22 protein-coding genes are annotated in these 21104 nt (G+C 46.1%); 12 read left to right on the forward strand and 10 right to left on the reverse strand.

Going from position 1 to position 21104, the window contains the following annotated elements; all coding sequences use genetic code 11:
• The first annotated feature begins 81 nt into the window (after nt 1-81).
• Nucleotides 82-951: a class I SAM-dependent methyltransferase gene (locus M0R33_RS06150; RefSeq protein WP_292566570.1), complete on the forward strand. Its 870-nt coding sequence runs from the start codon at nt 82-84 to the stop codon at nt 949-951.
• Nucleotides 952-1029: 78 nt separating this feature from the next.
• The gene (locus M0R33_RS06155; RefSeq protein ID WP_292566573.1) at nt 1030-1713 is read left to right on the forward strand and encodes a methyltransferase domain-containing protein; all 684 of its coding nucleotides are present in this window, start codon (nt 1030-1032) and stop codon (nt 1711-1713) included.
• Nucleotides 1714-1804: 91 nt separating this feature from the next.
• Here M0R33_RS06155 and M0R33_RS06160 read toward each other — a convergent pair whose 3' ends face one another.
• Both M0R33_RS06160 and M0R33_RS06165 read right to left on the reverse strand, forming a co-directional pair.
• Nucleotides 1805-2605 carry a hypothetical protein gene (locus tag M0R33_RS06160; protein WP_292566575.1) on the reverse strand — a complete coding sequence of 267 codons (801 nt, stop codon included), beginning with the start codon at nt 2603-2605 and terminating at the stop codon, nt 1805-1807.
• A gap of 208 nt (nt 2606-2813) precedes the next feature.
• A complete protein-coding gene (locus M0R33_RS06165; RefSeq protein ID WP_292566577.1) occupies nt 2814-3677 on the reverse strand; it encodes a ThiF family adenylyltransferase in 864 nt (287 codons plus the stop codon).
• Nucleotides 3678-3830: 153 nt separating this feature from the next.
• Here M0R33_RS06165 and M0R33_RS06170 point away from each other — a divergent pair, with 153 nt between their 5' ends.
• The 3 genes from M0R33_RS06170 to M0R33_RS06180 are packed head-to-tail and all read left to right on the forward strand — an operon-like array spanning nt 3831 to nt 6681.
• A complete protein-coding gene (locus M0R33_RS06170; protein ID WP_292566581.1) occupies nt 3831-4967 on the forward strand; it encodes an ABC transporter permease in 1137 nt (378 codons plus the stop codon).
• On the forward strand, nt 4964-5683 hold the full coding sequence (locus M0R33_RS06175; RefSeq protein WP_292566584.1) for an ABC transporter ATP-binding protein: 720 nt from the start codon (nt 4964-4966) through the stop codon (nt 5681-5683). The genes M0R33_RS06170 and M0R33_RS06175 overlap by 4 nt, the downstream gene beginning before the upstream one ends.
• Before the next feature lie 23 nt (nt 5684-5706).
• Nucleotides 5707-6681, forward strand: coding sequence for an efflux RND transporter periplasmic adaptor subunit (locus tag M0R33_RS06180; protein WP_292566587.1), 975 nt, complete (start codon nt 5707-5709; stop codon nt 6679-6681).
• 1 nt (nt 6682) lies between these two features.
• On the opposite strand, the gene M0R33_RS06185 is transcribed toward M0R33_RS06180, so the two are convergent.
• From M0R33_RS06185 to M0R33_RS06210, 6 genes are read right to left on the reverse strand one after another with little or no spacing between them, the layout of a single operon-like run.
• Entirely contained in the window at nt 6683-8071 is a 1389-nt protein-coding gene (locus M0R33_RS06185) for a TIGR03013 family XrtA/PEP-CTERM system glycosyltransferase (protein WP_292566589.1), read from the reverse strand.
• Nucleotides 8072-8095: 24 nt separating this feature from the next.
• Nucleotides 8096-8872, reverse strand: coding sequence for a serine protease (locus M0R33_RS06190; protein WP_292566593.1), 777 nt, complete (start codon nt 8870-8872; stop codon nt 8096-8098).
• A gap of 12 nt (nt 8873-8884) precedes the next feature.
• Nucleotides 8885-9964: an acyltransferase gene (locus M0R33_RS06195; protein ID WP_292566596.1), complete on the reverse strand. Its 1080-nt coding sequence runs from the start codon at nt 9962-9964 to the stop codon at nt 8885-8887.
• Nucleotides 9965-10002: 38 nt separating this feature from the next.
• Nucleotides 10003-10758, reverse strand: a complete 756-nt coding sequence (locus M0R33_RS06200) for a YdcF family protein (RefSeq protein ID WP_292566599.1) — start codon at nt 10756-10758, stop codon at nt 10003-10005.
• A gap of 19 nt (nt 10759-10777) precedes the next feature.
• Nucleotides 10778-11671 (reverse strand): hypothetical protein, encoded by an 894-nt coding sequence (locus M0R33_RS06205; RefSeq protein ID WP_292566602.1) that lies wholly within the window; start codon nt 11669-11671, stop codon nt 10778-10780.
• A 23-nt stretch (nt 11672-11694) separates the two neighbouring features.
• Nucleotides 11695-12711, reverse strand: coding sequence for a tryptophan--tRNA ligase (locus M0R33_RS06210; protein WP_292566605.1), 1017 nt, complete (start codon nt 12709-12711; stop codon nt 11695-11697).
• A gap of 201 nt (nt 12712-12912) precedes the next feature.
• Between M0R33_RS06210 and M0R33_RS06215 the strand changes: the two genes are divergently transcribed.
• From M0R33_RS06215 to M0R33_RS06225, 3 genes are read left to right on the forward strand one after another with little or no spacing between them, the layout of a single operon-like run.
• Nucleotides 12913-13212, forward strand: a complete 300-nt coding sequence (locus tag M0R33_RS06215; protein ID WP_292566608.1) for a PilZ domain-containing protein — start codon at nt 12913-12915, stop codon at nt 13210-13212.
• A gap of 34 nt (nt 13213-13246) precedes the next feature.
• On the forward strand, nt 13247-13651 hold the full coding sequence (locus tag M0R33_RS06220) for a 6-carboxytetrahydropterin synthase (RefSeq protein ID WP_292566611.1): 405 nt from the start codon (nt 13247-13249) through the stop codon (nt 13649-13651).
• Nucleotide 13652: 1 nt separating this feature from the next.
• The gene (locus M0R33_RS06225; RefSeq protein WP_292566612.1) at nt 13653-14099 is read left to right on the forward strand and encodes a DUF1249 domain-containing protein; all 447 of its coding nucleotides are present in this window, start codon (nt 13653-13655) and stop codon (nt 14097-14099) included.
• On the opposite strand, the gene recQ is transcribed toward M0R33_RS06225, so the two are convergent.
• Nucleotides 14092-16296, reverse strand: coding sequence for a DNA helicase RecQ (gene recQ, locus M0R33_RS06230; protein ID WP_292566614.1), 2205 nt, complete (start codon nt 16294-16296; stop codon nt 14092-14094). The two genes, M0R33_RS06225 and recQ, sit on opposite strands and share 8 nt — an antisense overlap.
• Before the next feature lie 77 nt (nt 16297-16373).
• Between recQ and gshA the strand changes: the two genes are divergently transcribed.
• A complete protein-coding gene (gene gshA, locus M0R33_RS06235) occupies nt 16374-17960 on the forward strand; it encodes a glutamate--cysteine ligase (RefSeq protein WP_292566616.1) in 1587 nt (528 codons plus the stop codon).
• Nucleotides 17957-18679 carry a phosphoadenylyl-sulfate reductase gene (locus M0R33_RS06240; protein ID WP_292566618.1) on the forward strand — a complete coding sequence of 241 codons (723 nt, stop codon included), beginning with the start codon at nt 17957-17959 and terminating at the stop codon, nt 18677-18679. Before gshA ends, M0R33_RS06240 begins: the two co-directional genes overlap by 4 nt.
• 68 nt (nt 18680-18747) lie before the next feature.
• On the opposite strand, the gene M0R33_RS06245 is transcribed toward M0R33_RS06240, so the two are convergent.
• Nucleotides 18748-19386, reverse strand: a complete 639-nt coding sequence (locus tag M0R33_RS06245; protein WP_366043216.1) for a methanogen output domain 1-containing protein — start codon at nt 19384-19386, stop codon at nt 18748-18750.
• A 191-nt stretch (nt 19387-19577) separates the two neighbouring features.
• Between M0R33_RS06245 and M0R33_RS06250 the strand changes: the two genes are divergently transcribed.
• On the forward strand, nt 19578-19958 hold the full coding sequence (locus M0R33_RS06250; RefSeq protein ID WP_292566624.1) for a group 1 truncated hemoglobin: 381 nt from the start codon (nt 19578-19580) through the stop codon (nt 19956-19958).
• A 14-nt stretch (nt 19959-19972) separates the two neighbouring features.
• On the forward strand, nt 19973-20959 hold the full coding sequence (locus M0R33_RS06255; protein WP_292566627.1) for a 2Fe-2S iron-sulfur cluster-binding protein: 987 nt from the start codon (nt 19973-19975) through the stop codon (nt 20957-20959).
• Nucleotides 20960-21104: the final 145 nt, after the last annotated feature.

A 21104-nucleotide genomic window follows, 5' to 3' on the forward strand; every position in this document is an offset into this window, starting at 1 on the left:
GGACAAGATAATTGACGCCGAACATTGGTTAGGATATATACATGAAATGGCTCATTTATTACGTAAAATTTAGGACATTTCATGCTCCCCATCCACAAAATCATCTGGATTGAAAATACAACTAAATCTAGAACTAAACGAAAAAATGAACCTCACGAAACAATGGATGATCTTGAGCAAGTAAAATCATATGTTAAAGCGTATGAATGGGGTGGCCCGACTTCGGCTCTTCAACTCTATCATTTAAGAAATCTTTCGTCCTTGATAAAGCCTGGCGATCTTGTAATTGATTTAGCATGCGGTCCTGGCCCGCTTCTGATTGAGTTAGCATGCTTATTCCCTGGGGCTCAATTTATAGGCGTAGATTTGTCTCCCACCATGCTAACTCATTTGCAAATGGAAGCTGATCGACTTGGCTTAAAAAATATTTCCACACTTTGTGAAGACATCAGTTTGTTACCTTCGATTAAAAACCAACAGATTAATATGGTAATTACAACTTCAGCGCTACACCACCTTCCAGATGAAAATATTCTAACGCTGGTGTTTCAAAGAATTGCGTCAATTTTGAGTGTTGATGGCGGTTTTTACATGTTTGATTTCGGCTTGCTAAAGTCCAATACGTCTAGAGACCTCTTTGTAAAAGAGGTCTCAAAACTAGCGCCTCCTATCACTGCTCGTGATTATGAACTGTCGCTTCAGGCCGCCTATCCGATTGACACTGTATTTCGAATTGCTGAATCAAATCTACCTAAGCCGTTTAAAGCTTCAAGAAGCGCTTTCTTTGATTTTTTCTACTTTTTGCACACTAGCCCTAGAGCAATCCCATCGAATGAAATATCGACAAAACTCAAAGAACATTGGCATACTCTTTCTCTAAATCACAAATTTGAGTATTTGTCATTACGTTTTTTAGCCAAAAACAAATATTTCCTAGAAAACCTGTCTTAGATTTCTGTATTTTAAAAGAATCTAAATCTAGACTTGTCATTTTACCTATATTTCTCGACTACCAGGAAGACCACTACCATGACTCCCATTCAAAACCCTTCTCAAAAAACTCGAGATGAGATTGCCAAGGCATACGCATCCGATCCTTGGTGGTATGACCTCAGGGGTTTTTTAATTCTAACTTTCGCCTATCGAAGTACCCTATGGGAACAAGTAGATTTTTTCGGCAAAAATATAGCTAAGGAACACCTAGAAGTAGCCATAGGAACAGGAACATTGTTTGATATTATCTTAAAATGGCGAAAATTTAAACGCATGCCCCCGGCCCATATTATAGGGGTCGATTATGCTGAGTCTATGCTCAACGGAGCAAAACAGCGCTTTTCTAAGCATCCGGAAATTGAATTAAACCATGCTGATGTTGCTAATTTACCTTACCCAGATGACTTTTTTGATTCCGCAAATATTGCCAATGCAGTCCATTGCTTTCCCGACTTAAATTCTGGACTTATTGAAGTATTACGGACGTTAAAACCGGGGGGACGATTAGCTGCCAATGTTTTGCTTTATCCTAGAGGCTCAAAAATATCCCAATGGATAGCACAAAAAATAAACAATTGGGGCATTCGTAAAGGAATTTTGTACACGCCTTACGAAGCGGATGATATTAAAAAAAGACTTATTGATACCGGTTTCGAAATAGTGTCAGAGAAAATATCCGGAAATACTTATAACGTTCTTGCACAAAAAATGCTGGCTTAATGCAAAAAAAAAAGCCCCGCAGTGCGGGGCTTTAAATATCAAGCAAAAACTTAAGCTGTACGGCGTTTTGATAAACCCGCGCCCAACAAGCCTATACCCAAAAGTGAATTGAGCTAGGCTCAGGTACATTAAATCTTACTTCAGTATTACTGGAAACTAACCATCCAGCGTTTGCACCTGTATCCAGTTTATACGCACTAGCAGAACCTACAACATCATGATAATTACCATCATCGCCACTCAAAATACCATTTTTAATAAACGGCAGCGAACCGGACAAAAAGCTTAACCCAAATTGTCCAGATGCTTGTTGGGGACTACCCTGTAATTGGTTTGCAGCCAAGCCTAAATCCAATAAGGAGGTAGCGCGCCAAAAGTCATCGGCCTCACCAAAACCTGCGGTTGCAATTTGTGTCAATCCAGTAACATTTGCAACCGCCGTAGCTGGATCCACGCTGATACTAAACCCAGGTACATTAGCGGTGCGCTCATAGAAGGTAGCAACAACATCGGCGCCCAAATTTCCTGTTGCGCCAAAGTTTAAGGTGCCTTGATTTATTCCGCCGCCTACATCAACTACGCCAGTAATAGAAGTGACTTCCACTTCGGAATACGCCAGCAATTGGTAGGGAAAACCAAAGCCGGGATTATCTGATACAACGACACTATTTACGTCTGTAAAGCGCAGGATAGCCTGAATGACGTCACCAACTTGAAACTCACCTGAAGTTACAACCTGGCCATTTCTCAGGACACGCTCAACGTCAGTATCTTGGAACTGATTTTCTCCACCAACCAACAGTGAATTAACCATAGCTGCATTCGCACTAAATGGCATCGCTGCCGCGCCTGCGATCGCCACAGCGATCAATATTTTATTAAATTTTTTCATTTTTAAATCCCCTCGTTCAAGAGTGAAATGGTTATGCTTAACTTTAATTTAAGCCTTCATAGTAGACTCGCATATCTTATAAAGCACATGCCATGCCAATAAAAAAAATACCTTTTAATCAATAAGTTGCATTTCACCATAATCAACAACATGCGCCAACTGTAAAATTTATCGACACCTTTTTTCAGAAACCTGCCGTATTAATACCTCACTGCCTCATATACTGCATTTTGGCTAAAGCAATACTCAATCGCTGAAAGGGATGATTATTCCCACCAGGCCGCCAAGTCTTAACCAACTTATTACAATAGGCATCAAAATGCAGCCCCCATGGAGCAGCCAATACGTTACCGCGCTTAAGCAATATCTTTAAAGCTTGTGTAGCGGCCACTCCAGCACACAATTCACAAGCCATCGGAGTAGATGGGCCTTTATGATTGATCAAATCCACAGTGCTTTTATCGACCAGATAACCTCTCTGCAACATAGCTGGCGACAAACCCAATAAAAAATGCAGCGTCTTGTCGGTTTCAGATTTTCCATTTAGTTGAAAATATTGTTCAAACGTCATTTTTCCAGGCAAAAAATTCAGCAACGCAACGCCCATTCCCAAGGGCGCCGCAGTGATAGCGGGTATGCCATGCTCAGCACAATATGCAAACACCATTTCGCGAGCATCAAATGCAAAAAAATCTAGCGCATCCACATACAAATCAACACCTGTAAAAAATTCTGACAGGTTGTCTTTCGTAACACCATTAGGAAACTTTTTTATCTCAAGCTCCGGGTTAATATCCTGAGCCATTTCAGCTAAAACATCGGTCTTAGGCCTATCCAAATGCTGGATTGTAGCCCCTGCCTGGCGGTTAAAATTTTGCAGCTCAAAGTTGTCAAAATCAGCAATATGGAAAGCCCCAATACCAAGCCTCGCTAAAGTCAATAAATGACTCCCCCCCACCCCACCTAATCCAGCAATGGCTATTGCTTTACTCCGAATAATTTGTTGTTCTTGCTCCGTTACCCAACCAATATTCCTCGAAAAGGCTTGGTTATAGTTAAATATTGTATTCATTTCCTCGCCCTATCAGCTTTGTAAAACAAGTTGTACTATGGTATGTACTAGTCTGCTTGTTGGATTATATCGCCATTTGACAATATTTAGGGCCTTAAGATTTGATTAGCGCTAAACTTGGCATATTCCTTAACTTATTTAGATACTTTGTTAATGCATTCCATCGTAATACCTATTTCAATCAGGATGTTAACCCACAACCAGATGCGGCTAATTATGACAGTTATAGGTATAGCCATTGCTTTTTTCCTAGCAGCGGCTCAAATAGGATTAATGGTTGGGTGGATAAATACTAACAGCGCAATTATTAAACACGCTGGCGTCGATATTTGGGTAATGGCTGAGGAAACCCGCGCCTTTGAATACGGTACAGCCATTCCCAGACACAGAATTCAACAAGTTGCCTCTATACCAGGTGTAGCTTGGGCCGAAGGACTACTAACCAGTTGGTCGTTATGGCAACATCCTCATGGAGAACGGATTAATGTAGAAATTATCGGTTTAGACAGGAGCCTTGTGGGTGGCCCATGGATGTTGTTGGATGGAGCAACAGAAAACGTTATTCAACCCAAAACGGTTATAGTTGATGAGCTCCATCAAAAATTACTAGGGGTTTATAACCTTGGAGACGAAGCGGAAATGCAGGGAAGCAGAGCGATTATCGGTGGGTTTTCAAAAGGAGTCAGAACGTTCACTGCTCTTCCGTTTATTTTTACATCCATAAATAATGCTCTTGATTACTCCCCGTCGTACAATGACGAAGAAATAACTTACGTTCTTGCCCGTATCGCACCCAACATCGATGCCAATGATGTACGCAACCGCATAATTAAAGAAATTAATAATATAGAAGTATTAACTACCGACGAATTTGCCGAACGCTCCGTAAAATACTGGATGTTGGAAACGGGCGTGGGGATTACTGTAATTATCACTGCTCTATTAGGTCTTTTGGTAGGTGCGGTGATTATGAGCCAAACACTGTTTGCCATCACTCAGGATCATATCGCCAATTACGCCACTTTATTAGCCTTGGGCTTTCATCAAAAAACCTTACGCCAAATCGTGTTGGCACAAAGTCTAAGTCTGGGTGGACTGGGTATAATCATTGGTTCAATTTTATTTTTCGCAGCTTGCAATGCGTCCGCCCGCAGCCCGATTCCCTTGGAAACCACGCCCACGGTATCAATGGGATTGATTGCATTTTCCCTGTTGTGTTGTATTGCCGCTTCCTGGTTTTCAATACGGGCAATTTTTAAATTGGATCCCGTCACGGTATTCCACGGATGAAAAGCATTATGGCCTGCCAAGGCATTAGCAAGAGCTATGGGTCCGGGGATATTCTCGAGCGTGTACTTAAAAGGGTGGATTTAGAGTTTTTTGAAGGCCAAGCCTCGGTATTGGTAGGCCCATCGGGATCAGGCAAGACCACACTTCTCTCAATTTTAGGTTGTTTACTGGCGCCCAGCGAGGGCCAGTTATTAATTGCGAGTGAGGCTGTAAACTTTTCCGACAAAAGCAGCCTGACTGAAGTAAGGCGACAAAAATTGGGCTTTATTTTTCAACACGCGCAACTACTGCCATTTTTAACCATTGAGGAAAATCTGGCGATCGTCGGCCGTAATGCCGGCATGGATGATGACGACATTAAACAACGTCTGGATGGTTTATTATATCGCCTTGAATTAAAAGCCATGCGGTATAAACACCCCGCTCAATTGAGCGGTGGACAACGCCAACGGGTCGCAATTGCTCGCGCGTTGTTGCATAGACCTTCTATTGTCTTGGCGGATGAGCCCACTGCAGCCCTAGACTGGAACACCGGCAAAACAGTCGTAGAACTTCTTTTGGAACAAGCCAGAATGGAAAAAGCCGTGCTCGTCGTGGTCACCCATGACACCCGTATGCTGCCATTGTTTGACCGTATCTTATCCATTGCCGATGGCATTCTATCAGAGCAAGCACAGACTGCCGCCGCCGAAAACATCTTCTATACTCAACCTTAACCCCAAATCGCCAGGATATTAGCATGCCCCGCTTCGCTTACCTGTTGTTATCACTTTTAGTTTTAAGTCCTTCCCTCTATGCCGAACAACGCTGGATTCAGGGTATTGGTTATGTGGAACCCACCAGTGAAATCCGTCGACTGGCATTTAAGCATCCTGGGATTCTCGGCGAATACAAAGTTCTGCTCGACCAACAAGTCAAAACCGGTTCAATCTTGGCCGTGCAGCATAATACTGAAGAGCAATCCGCGGTCGCCGTAGCGGAAAGCCAGTTAAGTGCCGCAAAAGCGGATCTGGAAAAAGTGTTGGCGGGAATTAATCCTTATGAAATAGAGGCAAAAAAGAACGCCCAGCGAGTCAGCGCATTGGATGCGGAGTATGCCAGACGTAAACTGGAGCGTATCAATCAATTACGAAACCATAAATTTGCCTCGGAAGATGAGCGGGATCTCGCGGAAACCAATGCCAAGCTCAAGCAGGCAGACAACCGCCGATTAACGGCTGAAACTCATTTTTTATCCAATTATGTAAGGGACGTAGACAAACAATTAGCCCTGGCTCAAGTTTCAGTCGCCGAAGCGCAACTACAAGCCGCCCGACAACGTTTAGCCGAAACGTATTTGATTGCTCCGATCGACGGCACAGTCCTGGAAAGGATTTTACGAGTAGGCGAATCGACATTTTCGGTCGGCAGCCCCGAGCCGGCTATCTTACTGGGGGACATGTCCAAATTACGCGTCAGGGCAGAAATTGACGAAAACTACGCCTTGATGCTGCAACAAGGCCAAAAGGCCGTTATCTTTGGAAGAGGCTTAGGCGAAAAGGAAATCCCTGCTCACGTTACATTGGTCAAAAAAATTATGGGCAAGAAAACGGTTTTCGCAAAAACGGCAACCGAACGAAAAGACATAGATGTGATTCAGGTTTTTGTTGAGCCCGACACCAATCTTCAGACACCTGTAGGCTTGGAAGTCAACGTCAAAATTGCTATCAATTGAATCAACGGGCACCTTTGCCCCACAGCACCACCTCTACAGTGCTGAGCATAATGGTCAGATCTAAAAATAAGCTGTAATTTTTGACGTAGTATAAGTCATATTCCAGCTTGTGCCAGGTGTCTTGCTCACTGGCGCCATAGGGATAACACAGCTGCGCCCACCCGGTAATCCCTGGTTTAACCCTATGCCGCTCGGCATAATAGGGAATGGTTTTTACAAATCCTTCCACAAACTCCGGACGTTCGGGACGTGGACCGACGAAACTCATATCGCCCTTCAACACGTTAAACAACTGCGGCAATTCATCTATGCGAAATTTGCGTATCACCTTGCCAACTTTGGTTACCCGGTTATCGGTTTGACTGGCCCATTGAGCACCATTTTTTTCCGCATCGATCTGCATGCTACGAAATTTAATAACCTGAAACGGTTGATTGCGATAGCCCACTCGGGTTTGCCGATACAAAACCGGCGCCCCCAAACCGCTTTCAATATAAATCGCAATCGCGGTGATCAACATCAGCCACCAACTCACTGACAGCAATAAAACACTGGCCAGTATATCAAAGCTACGCTTGACCAAGGGACGAGTCCCTGTATTAACAAATCCATCCGAAAATACCAACCAACTCGGACTCAAGGCATCCAAGAACACCAACCGCTGTTCTCTTTCATAAAAAGTTTGTAAATCCATCACAATGATACCCGACATTTTGATATCCAGCAGATCATCAACCGGTAACCTTTTGCGTCGATCATCCACCGCAATTACAATTTCGTCCACTTTATATAGGTTAACAACATCGGCCAAAGTTAGGCTTTCACTCAGCCAGATAGGATCAGGAACAGAAATCGTATCGTCTTCCAAAGCAATATAACCAACGATGTCAAAACCGCGATACACAAAGCTGGAATTAACAATCTCCAGTTCGCTAGCTTTTTGACCGCAGCCGATGACTAGTACTTTGCGTTTTAGATTATCCAAATTAATAAATCTATAAAAAAAGTACCGGGTCAACAGCATTCCGACAAAAGAAAATAGAATGGCGGAAATCAAAACACTGCGGGCAAGCATTAACTCAGGAACAATGTAATAAATTAATACTAAAGCAAAGACCGCCACGACAAAACTATAATTTATTCTTTCCAGCAGATTGTATTCTTCCCTATCCAGGGATTTTCGGTACAAACCAATCGAGGAACAACATAATGTAAAAACAGCGGAAAAGACGATCGATGCCCAAAACATCTCTTCTTGCGTATACCAGGAAGAAGTATACAAAAACCTCACAACAGCACCCCAATGCATGGCCAAATAGAACACTAGCCATTCCACTGCCATTAACCATAAATAGGCTGTCGAGATATAGTGCCGAAAAATTCTAATCATGCTAAGGTTCCCGCTTCGGTCGATTTAGTGAATACTTTTCTGATTCAAAAGAGGCTTTATATGTTCTGACGGTATGGCATATGAAATACCACTTGGATTGCTAATAGCATTTTCCTTACTGCCTTGCACAAAGACTTTATTGATAATCCCTACCACTTTTCCGGTATCAATATCATACAAAGGACTACCGCTATTACCCGGATACGCAGTGGCATCCAACTGGAACACATCATAAGGCGTTGACAGTTTTTTTATCATTCTGATGTTTAATTGCCTGCTGGCAAGCACTGGAATGGCGTTAGGCGATATAGCCGAGATAATACCGCGATGCGTAACAGGATACAGACCGAGCACCATGCCAATTGGATATCCGGTAAAGGCGAATAACTCCCCCTCTCTTACCTTCCCTGAATCCCCAATTTCAAGCGCGGGCAATCTGCCGTCCTGCAAATTAAGGATCGCAAGGTCGTGTGCTTGGTCTGTCGTCTTCAAATCCGCAAACACCATCCGTTCTTTCTGATCCTGCCGATAAAATATGGCATATTGCTCAAGATGAGCGGCGTCCAAATCTTTATTAACAACATGTGCATTAGTAACAATATTACGCCCATCTCCGACAACAAAACCTGTACCCAAAAATACTGCTCGAGGGTTCCGCGTTGGCATATATGTGCCTACTGCGACTATGGATGGCTTCACACGATAAATAATATCAGGCAAATTCTTTTCACCTGCATAAACGAATGACGAAGTTATTAAAAATGCCAAACAAATTAAAAAATATTTCACATCGAAAACCATAGAGTATATAAATTACTTCGCATAACTTAAAGAATACGGCTTTTCGACAAAAACAAACAAAAAGACCGACGGTAGCAAGGTAATCATAAAAGAAGGCACAATCAGCACCCACAACAGAGAATTAGAATCCTGACTCGCTGGATAATAAAAACTCAATAACATAAAAAATGCTTTTAGGGCTAAGCCATGGATCAAATAATATGAATAACTCATATTACCAAGCCAACGAATATATTTTAGAGAAAACAATTTATAAGTAAAACTTCCACGACAAAAACAATCTAAGAAAAATAGAAACAAAAATACGTACAATAAAAAGTACTTCCACACACCGTTAAATTGATAATAATTGAAAACCAGAGGAGTTATCAGAACAAAACATAAAAATAAAATCCCAAACGGAGGTCTTTTTTTCAAAAAAATATTATTTAAACATTCAAACACCAGTACGCCTGGCATAAACATTAACAACCTAATATGTCCACCATAAAAAAAAGAGCAACCAAACGCTAATATAGATAACAATATGAAAAATATAAATCTAAACTTTGGTTGCCAAGACTGCATAGATAAAATCACCACCAGAAAAGGCATAGCAAAATAGTAGAAAAATTCGTAACTTAAAGACCATGCAACAGTAACAATCGGCTTAATATCAAAAATACCAGGCAAAAGAAAATAATTCTGAAAAATGTAAATTAAAGCACCCACCCAATCATTTGGAATTTTAGACTCATTCGAAAAAACAAAAGAAAGCAGCACATATATAAAAAAAACAACACTAAAAACCGGATAAATTCTTTGAACTCTTCTTGCGATATATTTACCAAACAATATCTTTTTATTTATTAGCACCCCATATATCAGATATCCACTTAAAACAAAAAACAAGTCAACCCCGACATTCCCAATTTGCCTACCATATAAAGCGATCTTATATACTAATGAATCGAACAATAACCATGGCTCGACCAAAGTCATATAATGAACCAAAAACACAAGCAAAACTGCAAAACCTCGCATTCCTTCCATAGAAGAAATTGTGTTATGTTTATTATGTGATATTTCAAATATATTACTAAATAAAACCATTTCAAATAAAAACAATCATTCTACAAACGTTCCTACATTCATTTAAAATAAAACCACAGCACACCCAATCCTTCATGCGCCAATAAAAAACTATTCATCAAGGTTGCCGCTGAAGGTAAAAAATCGAGCACGGTCATTTCTGAATGTCCGCCTATAAATGCAGTCGGCGCGGGCAACACCTCAAAGCCAGCTTTGCGAAACTCCAATACTGCACGAGGCATATGGTAAGCCTGAGTGATTAACAAAATTCTATTGATATCGAACTCTCGCAACATCCTACCGGTAAACTGCGCATTTTCAGCCGTATTCCTACTTTTACTTTCCAACCAAGCCACCGGAGTGTTAAATTCCTGTTCCAGCACATCGGCCATTAACTGCGCCTCGGAAAAATATTCCGTCCCCATAACGTTGCCACCGGATACCAGTATAGGCAAATCCAACTCCCTTGCCAGTTTGGCTGCGTAGCGAATACGCAGCAATGTTCGATAGTTAACTGTCTGGAGAGACCGGTATTCATCTGCATGCAGCACCGCACCGCCGCCGATCACCACGATTGCCCGGGCCTTAAAAAGACCAATCTGGCTGACCTCCAGTGGCGGAAATCGCTCCCAAAAGCGCGCCCATTGCGACACTACCACGGGCAAACTCAACATTAACAATAAGCACAAACTGGTCAATGCAACCCAAAAACCCTGTTTGCGCTTATGCAATAAAAGCCCAAGTAATGCCAAAATAATTAATGAAGCGGGGGGTAATACCAATAATTTGATGCAATAGATCAGTGCTATCGACACGGACTTAAACCTAAAGCACTCACTGCTGCCGAATTAAAAATTTTATAAGTTTAACGAAATACGCCAAAATCATAATCGATAACAATAAATACAAAAAATTACCGACTGTTAAATATTTCAACACGCCAAAAAAATAACTTTGCCTCTCAAATTCGGCCTTCATTAATGCATCATTTACTATTTGTTTAGCGCCGTTAAGTTCATTTGCTTGCCGTTCTCCCTGGCGAGTAGTACGCAACGACTCCTCCAACAAATAATTTCGACCGTTCGATCTAGCTAAACCCAATGAAGTTAGGCTGGCCATTAATTGGTTATTAAGCCCCACAATAAGCGAATCCTGAGCAAACAGTTCAGACTGATCGATAGTGGTATTAATCCAATTATCCAGCTGTTTGGCATCCAAATAAGTCCAAACCATCTTGGCATAAATGTCTTCTCCCACCGTGAGTCTCATTTCGTCACGTAATAGTTCGAAAGGATCGATACCCATTTGATTTTGCCCATCGGCATGCCTGTAATCATTTTCCAAGCTTGCCTTGTCTGCAAATATCTCCCGACCAAAAAAATGGTTGGGCGGAACATCTTGAACCGGCAAAAATTTATTTACCGGTTCAAGAGATTTGGAATGCGCTGAAAATACGCGGGATACTGACCTTGTTCGCTGTACGGCAGGCTCCTGTACGTTCCCGGTTTTTTCCGATTCCGATGCATGCGGCTGGTTTGTTTTATCTTGTCTTAGCGGCAGAGGGACCGGATCATCTGGTTTCGGTAGTGGTAAAGACAGGTCGTCGAGATCGTCCGGTTGCCGCTCAGCGGCTTCAATAATTTCCCGGGAAAAAGACAAGCTAAAATCATCGGCCCAACTTACGCTAATGCACGCACTCAATAGAATTAGGCCAAGATAATAGTTCATGACATCACCGGATCATATTAAAGTTAGCTGCCCAAGATCGGTGTAATTCCCACCGCCCCGCGTAACTGTTGAATAAACGGCCGACTGATTGACCTGGCCTTTTCCGCACCTAACTGTAATTGTTCTTCGATATGTTCCGGCGCTTGCAATAGGGCTTCATATCGTTCACGCGCGGGCGCTATTTCGTCATTGATCTTTTCGAATAATACCTGTTTCATTTCACCCCAAGCTATACCCTCTGCGTAACGTGCACGAATCGCCTCTAATTCAAGGGGATTGGCAAAGGCTTGGTATATACCAAACAGAGTGCAACCTTCGGGGTCTTTAGGTTCACCGGGTTCCAGAGAATTGGTTTTGATTTTGTTGACCAGTTTACGCAGCTTCTTTTCCGGTTCGAACAACGGAATAGTGTTGTTATAGCTTTTGCTCATTTTACGTCCGTCCAAGCCCAGCAATGTGGCGGCATTGTCGGCCAGCACCGCTTCCGGTAATACAAAATGTTCACCATAGATGTGGTTGAAGCGACTGGCAATATCCCGCGCCATTTCGATATGCTGAATTTGGTCCTTGCCCACCGGCACCTTATCGGCGTTAAACATCAAAATATCCGCAGCCATCAATATTGGATAACTAAACAAACCCATCGTAATGCCTTTATCGGGATCATTCCCTTCGGCTTCCTCGTTTTCCGCCACGGCCGCTTTATAAGCATGAGCCCGATTCATCAACCCCTTGGCTGTCACGCAAGTCAACATCCAGGTCAGTTCCAAAATCTCCGGCACGTCGGATTGCCGATAAAATACCGCGTTATCAGTATCCAGACCCAACGCCAGCCAGGTAGCGGCAATTTCCAGACTGGATTGTTTGACCCTTGCGGGTTCATTACATTTAATCAAAGCGTGATAGTCGGCCAAAAAATAAAACGGCCTGACTTGTTCATCCTTGCTAGCATTAATCGCTGGACGTATGGCGCCGGCGTAATTTCCCAAATGCGGCGTACCGGTAGTGGTAATACCGGTCAAAACAATGGATTTACTCATATTGTTAACTGTACACCCTAATTATATTCTTATAAAAATCCTGGATTCTACACAATTCATGCCGGATAGTCAGACAATAAACCGGGTAATCGCAGGCTGTAGGCATAGTTTCCGATTGGATAACCAAGCACCTGGTTTTATAGTAAACTCCCGTACGTTTATTTTTAGTTCAAAACTTGGTTTTAAAGTCGGAGGAACCTGATGCTGGCACATGATGAAAAGCGCGACTACATCCGCATGGAAGTTGATTGTGATATTACCTATAAACCCGCCAACTCCCAAGATGTCAAAACAGGCCGCTGTACCACTTTAAGCGGCGCGGGTGTATCGTTTCTGGCCGACCAACCGTTTGATGCCGGCTTGGCAATGGAAGTCAGCATCATTCCCAAAACATCCATCACGCCGCCAATGACGGCCTTTATCGAAGTAGTACGCAGTGTCAAACGCGACGACAATCAATATGAAATTGCAGCATCCATCAAAAGCATCAAAGGCAGTTAATTTGCAGCGCAACGGCACAGGGATGCGTTAATTTATGCACATAATCACCAAAGAAGTTTATTTCTGTTACGGTCACCGCTTGATGAACCATCCCGGCAAATGCCGCAATCTTCATGGCCACAGCGTTAAAGCCAGCATTTCCATTCAAAGCAAGCAGTTAAATCAGCAGGGCATGGTATGCGACTTCGCCGACGTGCGCGACGCTGTCGAATCGTTTGTCGACCGACATCTAGACCACAATTTTTTGCTACACAAAGACGATCCCATCATACCCGCGCTACTTGCCAATAACGAGCGTTTTCTGGCTCTGGACGAACACCCGACCGCGGAAGTGCTCAGCAAGATGATTTTTCAACACTTAAGGCAGGTAGGTCTAAACGTGGATCAAGTCGTACTATGGGAAACCGCCAGTGCGCATGCCTGTTATCGGGAAGACTGACATGGGTCAGCTCAGACCGATCAATACTTCGCTATGCCTGGAAAACATCTGCGAGACCAACTATCAAAAGCTGTTTCGTCTAATCCCCAATTTATGCGTGCTGGATAAAACCGCTGTCGGCCGCACCGACAATCAGCCGGCTTTGCATCTGGACATTCTGGAACGAAATCCCTATACCCTGACTATCGAACTCAGCCACTGCTTCACTCAACAGCTGTCCGAACTGATGGCTCCCGCCGTTAAAATCCGCATTTATCTGGATGCGCAACTGGCTGAAGTGATCCGCGATCATGACCGCCCCGCAGTAGACCGGGTCTATCAAAACCCCGGACGAGCAGTGGAGATTCAGGAATACAAATGGCGGCTGAATTATTTTTTACAAAAATGGCTGGACCATTGTTTAAAAAATCAATATGAGTTTTCCAACTCAAGCCGTTACGTTATGTAAGCTTGTGCTGCAATGCCGCCCTTACGCAGCGCAATATGCCATAACTGTAGGCGCCGCCCAATTGATCGAAAGCAGGCTTTAAGGCATTGCGCTGCTCGTCCGGCATGGCCAATAAAACCGCCTCAATCTCGGCAATTTCCTGGGCCGACAAGTCCAATACATCAGCGAATCTCACCACCCCAGCTTCCAATCCCTTGGCCAGATGCGTATAAACCGTATCCGCTTTTAAGCCGCGCTGCCCTGCCACCTGTTCAATACTGTAACCCAGCTTAAACAGATCCAGTGTTTCGGTGACCGTATCACTGGCGGAGCCATGCTCCTCCTCATCAAACTCCGCCAACACCGCCAGAAACTCATCCCCATACAAGGCTAATTTACGCTCGCCTATGCCGGAAATCAGCCCTAATTGTTGATGCGTGTGCGGCCGACTTTCCACCATGGCCATCAGGGTCGCATCATGAAAAATCACATACGGTGGCACATCTTGTTCATCCGCCAACTGCCGGCGTTTTGCCCGCAAGGCATTCCACAACTCAGTATCCACTCCTCCTGGCTGGCGTTTTTCGTAGCGTTCCTTCTTGGTTTTTGCGACTTGTACATCCTTGCGCAACATCAGGGTTTGCTCTCCCCGTAAGACCGGTCGACAGGCGTCGGTCAACTTTAAACTGCCGTGCCCTTCAAAATCGACTTCCACTAACGACTTGGCCACCAACTGCCTGAACACCGAACGCCATTGCTTTTCGTCCAGCGCTTTGCCGATCCCAAAAGTCGATTGCCTGTCATGGCCGAATTGCCGGATGCGCTCGTCGCTTTTTCCGCGCAATACATCAATCAGATAGGTCACGCCAAAGCGCTGCCCGGTGCGGTAAATACAGGACAGCGCTTGCTGCGCCGCGATGCTGCCATCCCAGGTTTCGACCGGCTCCAAACAGGTATCGCAATTGCCGCAACCTTCGCGCAAATCATCGGTCGCTCCCAGCGTCCTGCTTCCCGCGACACTAGCACATCCCTGTGCGTCGCCAAAGTAAGCCAGCAGGGCTTGGCGGCGGCAGCCGACCATCTCGCACAAAGCCAGCATGGCATCCAGTTTGTGGTATTCGACGCGTTTATGCGCCTCGTCGGCATTGGAAGAACCCAGCATCTGCCGTAAAGTCAACACATCCTGTAAACCGTAAGCCATCCAGGCATTGGCCGGCAAACCGTCCCGCCCCGCCCGACCGGTTTCTTGATAATAGGACTCGACACTTTTAGGTAAATCCAGGTGAGCCACGAAACGCACATTAGGTTTGTCGATACCCATGCCAAAGGCGATGGTGGCGACGATGACTAACCCGTCCTCCATCAAAAACTGGTGTTGATTCTGCTGCCGCTTTTCGTGGCTCATGCCTGCGTGATAAGGTAAGGCGCGGATACCTTTTTGGCTCAGCCATTCGGCCGTCTCTTCCACCTTCTTGCGCGAAAGACAATACACAATGCCGGTATCGCCGGCATGCTCGGCACGAATGAATCCCAGCAACTGCTGCCGCGCATTATCTTTTTGCACGATACGATAGCGGATGTTGGGCCGATCGAAGCCGCTGATAAATACTTGGGCGTTTTCCAGACTCAATCGGGTGATAATTTCCTGACGGGTCCGTTCGTCGGCGGTAGCCGTCAGGGCGATGCGCGGCACCTGCGGGAATTGCTGATGCAACACCGATAACAGCAGATAATCGACCCGAAAATCATGCCCCCACTGCGATACGCAATGCGCCTCGTCAATCGCAAACAAGGCGATGTCGCAGCGAGCAAACAGGGATTGGGTACGACTGTTACTAAGGCGTTCCGGAGCGATATACAACAAATCCAGCTCGCCGCTCAATAACTGCCGTTCAATCTCCCTAACCTGCTCTAAGGACAGCGTCGAATTCAAAAAAGCCGCTTTGACGCCCAATTGATGTAAAGCGCTGACCTGATCCTGCATCAAAGCGATCAGCGGCGAAATCACAATCCCGACTCCCCGTTTCACCAACGCCGGCACCTGATAGCATAACGACTTGCCACCGCCAGTCGGCATCAACACCAGCACATCCCGGCCGTCTATCACCTGCTGAATAATCGCCTGCTGTTGACCGCGAAAACTGTCATAACCAAACACCGAACGCAAAACCTGCAGCGCGGCATCATCATGATCGGGAGTGGGATAATATTTCTGCAATGGCTAATCGACCCTTTATAATGGCGCGAATTATATCAGCACTCGAGTGCTATTCATGCCACATCCGCAACCCATTCATGATTAGTCAAAAAAACGACCAACCCAAACGCCTGCAATACCTGGTTGATAACAATATGCACCACCTGCTGCAATTGGGTTTGAAAGGTATAGAAAAGGAAAATCTGCGCATCAACCGGCGCGGCGTTATTTCACCTACCCCGCACCCCAAGGCATTGGGCTCCGCCCTCACGCACCCGTATATCACCACCGATTATTCCGAAGCCTTGCTGGAATTCATCACGCCGCCGTTTGCCGACATCAAGCAAACCCTGGGTTACATGCATCAGATTCACCAATTCGTTTATCCGCAACTAGGCGAAGAGATGCTGCTGGCCACCAGCATGCCTTGCGGCATAGACGGCGATTTGAGCGTACCGATAGCCGAATACGGCAGCTCTAACGTCGGCAAAATGAAACATGTCTACCGTAAAGGACTTTGGCACCGCTACGGTCGCACCATGCAGGCCATTGCCGGCATCCATTACAATTATTCGGTCCCGCAAGCACTATGGCCGATGCTGCACAGGCAGGCCGGCAACGCGGGGTCGCTGCAGAGCTTTATCGCCGACGGTTATTTCGGCTTGATTCGCAATTTCCAACGCAAAGGCTGGTTAATGCTCTATCTGTTCGGCGCCTCGCCGGCAATTTGCAAAAGCTTCTTCAAAAGCCGCCCGCAGTTGATGGATGATTTCGAGGAATTTGATGCCCACACCCTCTATCATCCGTATGCCACCTCGCTACGCATGAGCGACATCGGCTACAAAAGCAAAAATCAGGCAGGGCTGAAAATCGATTACAACTCGCTGGACGGTTATGTGGAAAGCCTCAGCGCCGCCATCAACACTCCTTATGCGGATTATGAAAAAATCGGCGTCAAAGTCGATGGCGAATATCAACAGCTCAACGCCAATATCCTGCAAATCGAGAACGAGTTTTACAGCACCATGCGGCCAAAGCAAATCGCCGAATCCGGCGAGAAACCCACGCTGGCGCTAAAACGCCGCGGAGTGATGTATGTGGAGATGCGCTCGCTGGATTTAAACTTGTTCAACCCCATCGGCATAGAGGAAAGCACCGCCCGTTTCATCGAAGCTTTTTTGCTGTGTTGCCTATTGCAAGACAGCCCACCGCAAGCCGCCGAAGAACTGGAAATCAACAATCGCAACCAGTTACTGGTCGCCAATCAAGGCCGCCAACCCGGTCTGATGTTAAACAAAAATGGCCAGGACATCAGCTTGCAGGAATGGGCTCATCAAATTTTGGACAACATGCAGCCGATTTGCGCATTACTGGATCTGGGTAGTCTGGATAAACCTTATCAGCTAGCGTTGCAACAGCAACAAGCCATGGTCGACAATCCAGCCCTGACCCCTTCCGCTCACATTCTGGCCTGCATGACCCACAACAGCCAGGAGTTCGGCTGCTTTGCCAGCAATACCTCGGCGCTGCACAAGCATTACTTCACCTCACAGCCGCTGGATTCGCAAGTGCAACAACAATTTGTCGACCTGGCCAACCTGTCGCTGCAAAAACAGGCTGAAGTCGAAGCTGCCGATACACTGAGTTTCGATGATTTTTTGACTCGCTATTTTTCACAATCATGACCGAATTCGACATAAACCAAATTCAAACCGAACTGCAAGGCAAAAACCCGCGCACCATCTTAAATACCGCGCTGACCCGGTTTGACAACATCGCCATTTCTTTTAGTGGTGCCGAAGATGTGGTGCTGATCGATTTGGCCCTGCAAATCCGCAAGGACATTCAAGTCTTCTCGCTGGATACCGGCCGCCTGCATCCGGAAACCTACCGTTTCATCGAGCAGGTCCGCAAGCACTATCACATCGACATCGAACTGCTGACCCCGGACCGCGAGGTATTGGACCGCTTTGTCACACAAAAGGGCCTATTCAGTTTTTACGAAGACGGCCATACCGAATGTTGCGGCATTCGTAAAGTCGAACCGTTACGCCGCAAGCTGGCGACGCTGGATGCCTGGATTACCGGCCAACGCAAGGACCAAAGTCTGGATACCCGCGGCGATATTCCTGAAGTGCAAATCGACTCAGCCTTTTCCGTTGCCGACAGGACACTGCTTAAATTCAACCCGCTATTGAACTGGTCGTCGGCGCAAGTATGGGATTACATCGAAGCTTATCAGGTGCCTTACAACCCGCTACATGCGCAAGGCTTTGTCAGCATAGGCTGCGAACCCTGCACCCGACCCGTGCTGCCAAACCAGCATGAACGCGCTGGCCGTTGGTGGTGGGAAGACGCCGCCAAGAAAGAATGCGGCTTGCATGCGGGCAATATTAAACCGTGAGTGGTGACGTTGTGGAATCTAGCGATACCCCCGCGCCGGCAGTAGGCCTTGTTTCGCCAACGTGCAAATCATCGATTACTTGACGTCAAATTGAACCTGCAAGCGCAGTCTTGCTTGGCCATGCACTGGGTCTGCTGAACCGGTTTTTCTAGCAAGGTGCTGATCAAGGCCCGGTCGAAATGACACAATTCCGGGTGTTGTTGGGCCAGATCGTGATAGACGCAATTGACAGCCTTGATGCTGGGCAGCCCCTCTTGTTGCTCCAGTTCGGCGTGATAGCCCAGGTTTTGCATTAGTTCGACCAAGGCTATCAACTTTTGCTGAGTGTCCTTACGACTGAATTGCGGTGCCAGCGATTGTGCCAGTTTTACCCCCATATTCCACATCATTTTTTCCAACGCTTCAGTCGATAATTCCGCCGCCAAATCGTCGAGTAATAGATTGCAAAACCAGGCATATTGTTTGGGAAACCGGTTTAATCCCTGCTCAGTCAAACTGTAACTGCGCGCGGGCCGGCCTCCGGTGCTATTCAAGGCCGCTTCCTTGACCCATTGCAACTTTTCCAACCCCGTCAAATGCTGTTTAACCGCATTCCGGGATATGTCCATTTGGGCCGCCATTTCATCAATGCTCATACCACCCGCCGAATTCAGCAGCAAAGTCATGATCTGTTCTTGTCGTGATCCGATTGGGGGAGTCATAAGCATGCAAATAGTCAAACAGCAGAATAAAAAAAGAGGTGCTTCTGGCAAATTCTAGCACAAGCAAGCGCTACACACGTCCAATAGTTAATATAAAACACTTTTATAATAAAATAGTTGCAAAAGCAGACTTTTTTACTTACCCTATCTCCGAGCTTAACCGCTTACCTCTGTTTTCAACCATCAGGAACTCTATCATGACCGATTCCAATCCATCCCTATACGAACAATTAGGCGGCGAAGCTGCCGTGAATGCAGCCGTGGATATTTTCTATCGCAAAGTTCTTAGCGATCACCGTATCAATCGGTTTTTCGACAATACCGATATCGAAAAACAGGCCGCCAAACAAAAATCATTCCTGACCATGGCCTTCGGCGGCCCCAACAACTATAACGGCGCCGATATGCGCCAAGCTCACGCCCACCTTGTCATAAAACTGGGGCTGGACGACTCTCATTTCGATGCCGTGATGGAGCATCTGAGCGGCACCTTGGAAGAACTGAATGTTCCGCAAAACCTCATCGATCAAGTGGCCGCGATTGCGGAAAGCACACGTCACGACGTATTGAACCGCTAACCAGGAGCAGAGGGATGTTGTTGCATAAAATTACCCTGGAAGATCGCCAAGTGGTTTGCCAAAACGGCGAATCGGTTTTGGATGCCTTGCTGCGCGAACAGATCGACATCCCTCACGCTTGTAGGGAGGGTGCCTGTCAAAGTTGCATGATCCGCAGTCTAGACGGCTCGCCGCCTATTGCCGCTCAAAAGGGGCTAAAAGATGTATTGAGGCATCAGGACCATTTCTTAGCCTGCTTGTGCTATCCGCAGCAGGATATGCACATCAGTCTGACACCGCCTGCGGATTTTTTCACCGAGGCCAGCGTCATTGCCAAGGAGCGGTTAAATGCGGAAACCTTGCTGCTAACCTTACAGAGCAAGGAAGCACTGGATTACTACGCCGGCCAGTTCGTGAATTTAAGACGCGCCGACGGCCTGACCCGCAGTTATTCGATTGCCAATAATCGCATCCATACCCACAAGCTGACCTTCCACATCCGCCGGCTGGCGGGCGGACGGTTTAGCGAATGGGCGCATCAGGAATTAAATATCGGCGACACTATTTCCGTATCCGACCCGCAAGGGCTGTGTTACTACCTGCCCAATCAACCGGAACAAAGCATGCTGCTAATCGGCACCGGCAGCGGTTTGGCGCCGCTGGCCGGCATCATCAGCGAAGCCCTGCATCATGGTCACGCCGGCGACATCCATTTATTCCATGGCAGCCGCGAAGTCGACGGTCTGTATTGGATAGAGGAAATGCAGCAACTGGCCGGGCAATATCCTAATTTTCACTACACCCCCTGTGTTTCCAAAGGCGACGCACCGGCGGGTTTCGGAGCTGGCCGAGCCAATGACGTGGCTATATCCACGCTTCCCAGCCTAAAAGGCTGGCGCGTTTATCTCTGCGGTCACCCGGACATGGTCAACCAAACCAAACGTCAGGCGTATTTACACGGCGCTCAATTGCAAGACATATACGCCGACGCATTCCATGTAGCCTCAAGCACCCTTGACTAGCAAATAGGCATGAAGGTAGCGACAACAGTTCGCTACCCGCGTTACATGCCATTCCTGAAAATAGAAACCGCAGCGATTGCACGAAATACATAAATATCAGACGGTTAGTCTGACGCTGTCAATCGACGTTTGAACGGCAATTCAA

The sequence above is a fragment of the Methylomonas sp. genome, assembly GCF_023228165.1.
Taxonomy (GTDB): domain Bacteria; phylum Pseudomonadota; class Gammaproteobacteria; order Methylococcales; family Methylomonadaceae; genus Methylomonas.

Bases quoted from the DNA above. Each gene is read 5' to 3' on its own strand.
- M0R33_RS06150 (WP_292566570.1), top strand. From the start codon at position 82: ATGCTCCCCATCCACAAAATCATCTGGATTGAAAATACAACTAAATCT.
- M0R33_RS06155 (WP_292566573.1), top strand. From the start codon at position 1,030: ATGACTCCCATTCAAAACCCTTCTCAAAAAACTCGAGATGAGATTGCC.
- M0R33_RS06160 (WP_292566575.1), bottom strand. From the start codon at position 2,605: ATGAAAAAATTTAATAAAATATTGATCGCTGTGGCGATCGCAGGCGCG.
- M0R33_RS06165 (WP_292566577.1), bottom strand. From the start codon at position 3,677: ATGAATACAATATTTAACTATAACCAAGCCTTTTCGAGGAATATTGGT.
- M0R33_RS06170 (WP_292566581.1), top strand. From the start codon at position 3,831: ATGCATTCCATCGTAATACCTATTTCAATCAGGATGTTAACCCACAAC.
- M0R33_RS06175 (WP_292566584.1), top strand. From the start codon at position 4,964: ATGAAAAGCATTATGGCCTGCCAAGGCATTAGCAAGAGCTATGGGTCC.
- M0R33_RS06180 (WP_292566587.1), top strand. From the start codon at position 5,707: ATGCCCCGCTTCGCTTACCTGTTGTTATCACTTTTAGTTTTAAGTCCT.
- M0R33_RS06185 (WP_292566589.1), bottom strand. From the start codon at position 8,071: ATGATTAGAATTTTTCGGCACTATATCTCGACAGCCTATTTATGGTTA.
- M0R33_RS06190 (WP_292566593.1), bottom strand. From the start codon at position 8,872: ATGGTTTTCGATGTGAAATATTTTTTAATTTGTTTGGCATTTTTAATA.
- M0R33_RS06195 (WP_292566596.1), bottom strand. From the start codon at position 9,964: ATGGTTTTATTTAGTAATATATTTGAAATATCACATAATAAACATAAC.
- M0R33_RS06205 (WP_292566602.1), bottom strand. From the start codon at position 11,671: ATGAACTATTATCTTGGCCTAATTCTATTGAGTGCGTGCATTAGCGTA.
- M0R33_RS06210 (WP_292566605.1), bottom strand. From the start codon at position 12,711: ATGAGTAAATCCATTGTTTTGACCGGTATTACCACTACCGGTACGCCG.
- M0R33_RS06215 (WP_292566608.1), top strand. From the start codon at position 12,913: ATGCTGGCACATGATGAAAAGCGCGACTACATCCGCATGGAAGTTGAT.
- M0R33_RS06220 (WP_292566611.1), top strand. From the start codon at position 13,247: ATGCACATAATCACCAAAGAAGTTTATTTCTGTTACGGTCACCGCTTG.
- M0R33_RS06225 (WP_292566612.1), top strand. From the start codon at position 13,653: ATGGGTCAGCTCAGACCGATCAATACTTCGCTATGCCTGGAAAACATC.
- gshA (WP_292566616.1), top strand. From the start codon at position 16,374: ATGATTAGTCAAAAAAACGACCAACCCAAACGCCTGCAATACCTGGTT.
- M0R33_RS06240 (WP_292566618.1), top strand. From the start codon at position 17,957: ATGACCGAATTCGACATAAACCAAATTCAAACCGAACTGCAAGGCAAA.
- M0R33_RS06245 (WP_366043216.1), bottom strand. From the start codon at position 19,386: ATGCTTATGACTCCCCCAATCGGATCACGACAAGAACAGATCATGACT.
- M0R33_RS06250 (WP_292566624.1), top strand. From the start codon at position 19,578: ATGACCGATTCCAATCCATCCCTATACGAACAATTAGGCGGCGAAGCT.
- M0R33_RS06255 (WP_292566627.1), top strand. From the start codon at position 19,973: ATGTTGTTGCATAAAATTACCCTGGAAGATCGCCAAGTGGTTTGCCAA.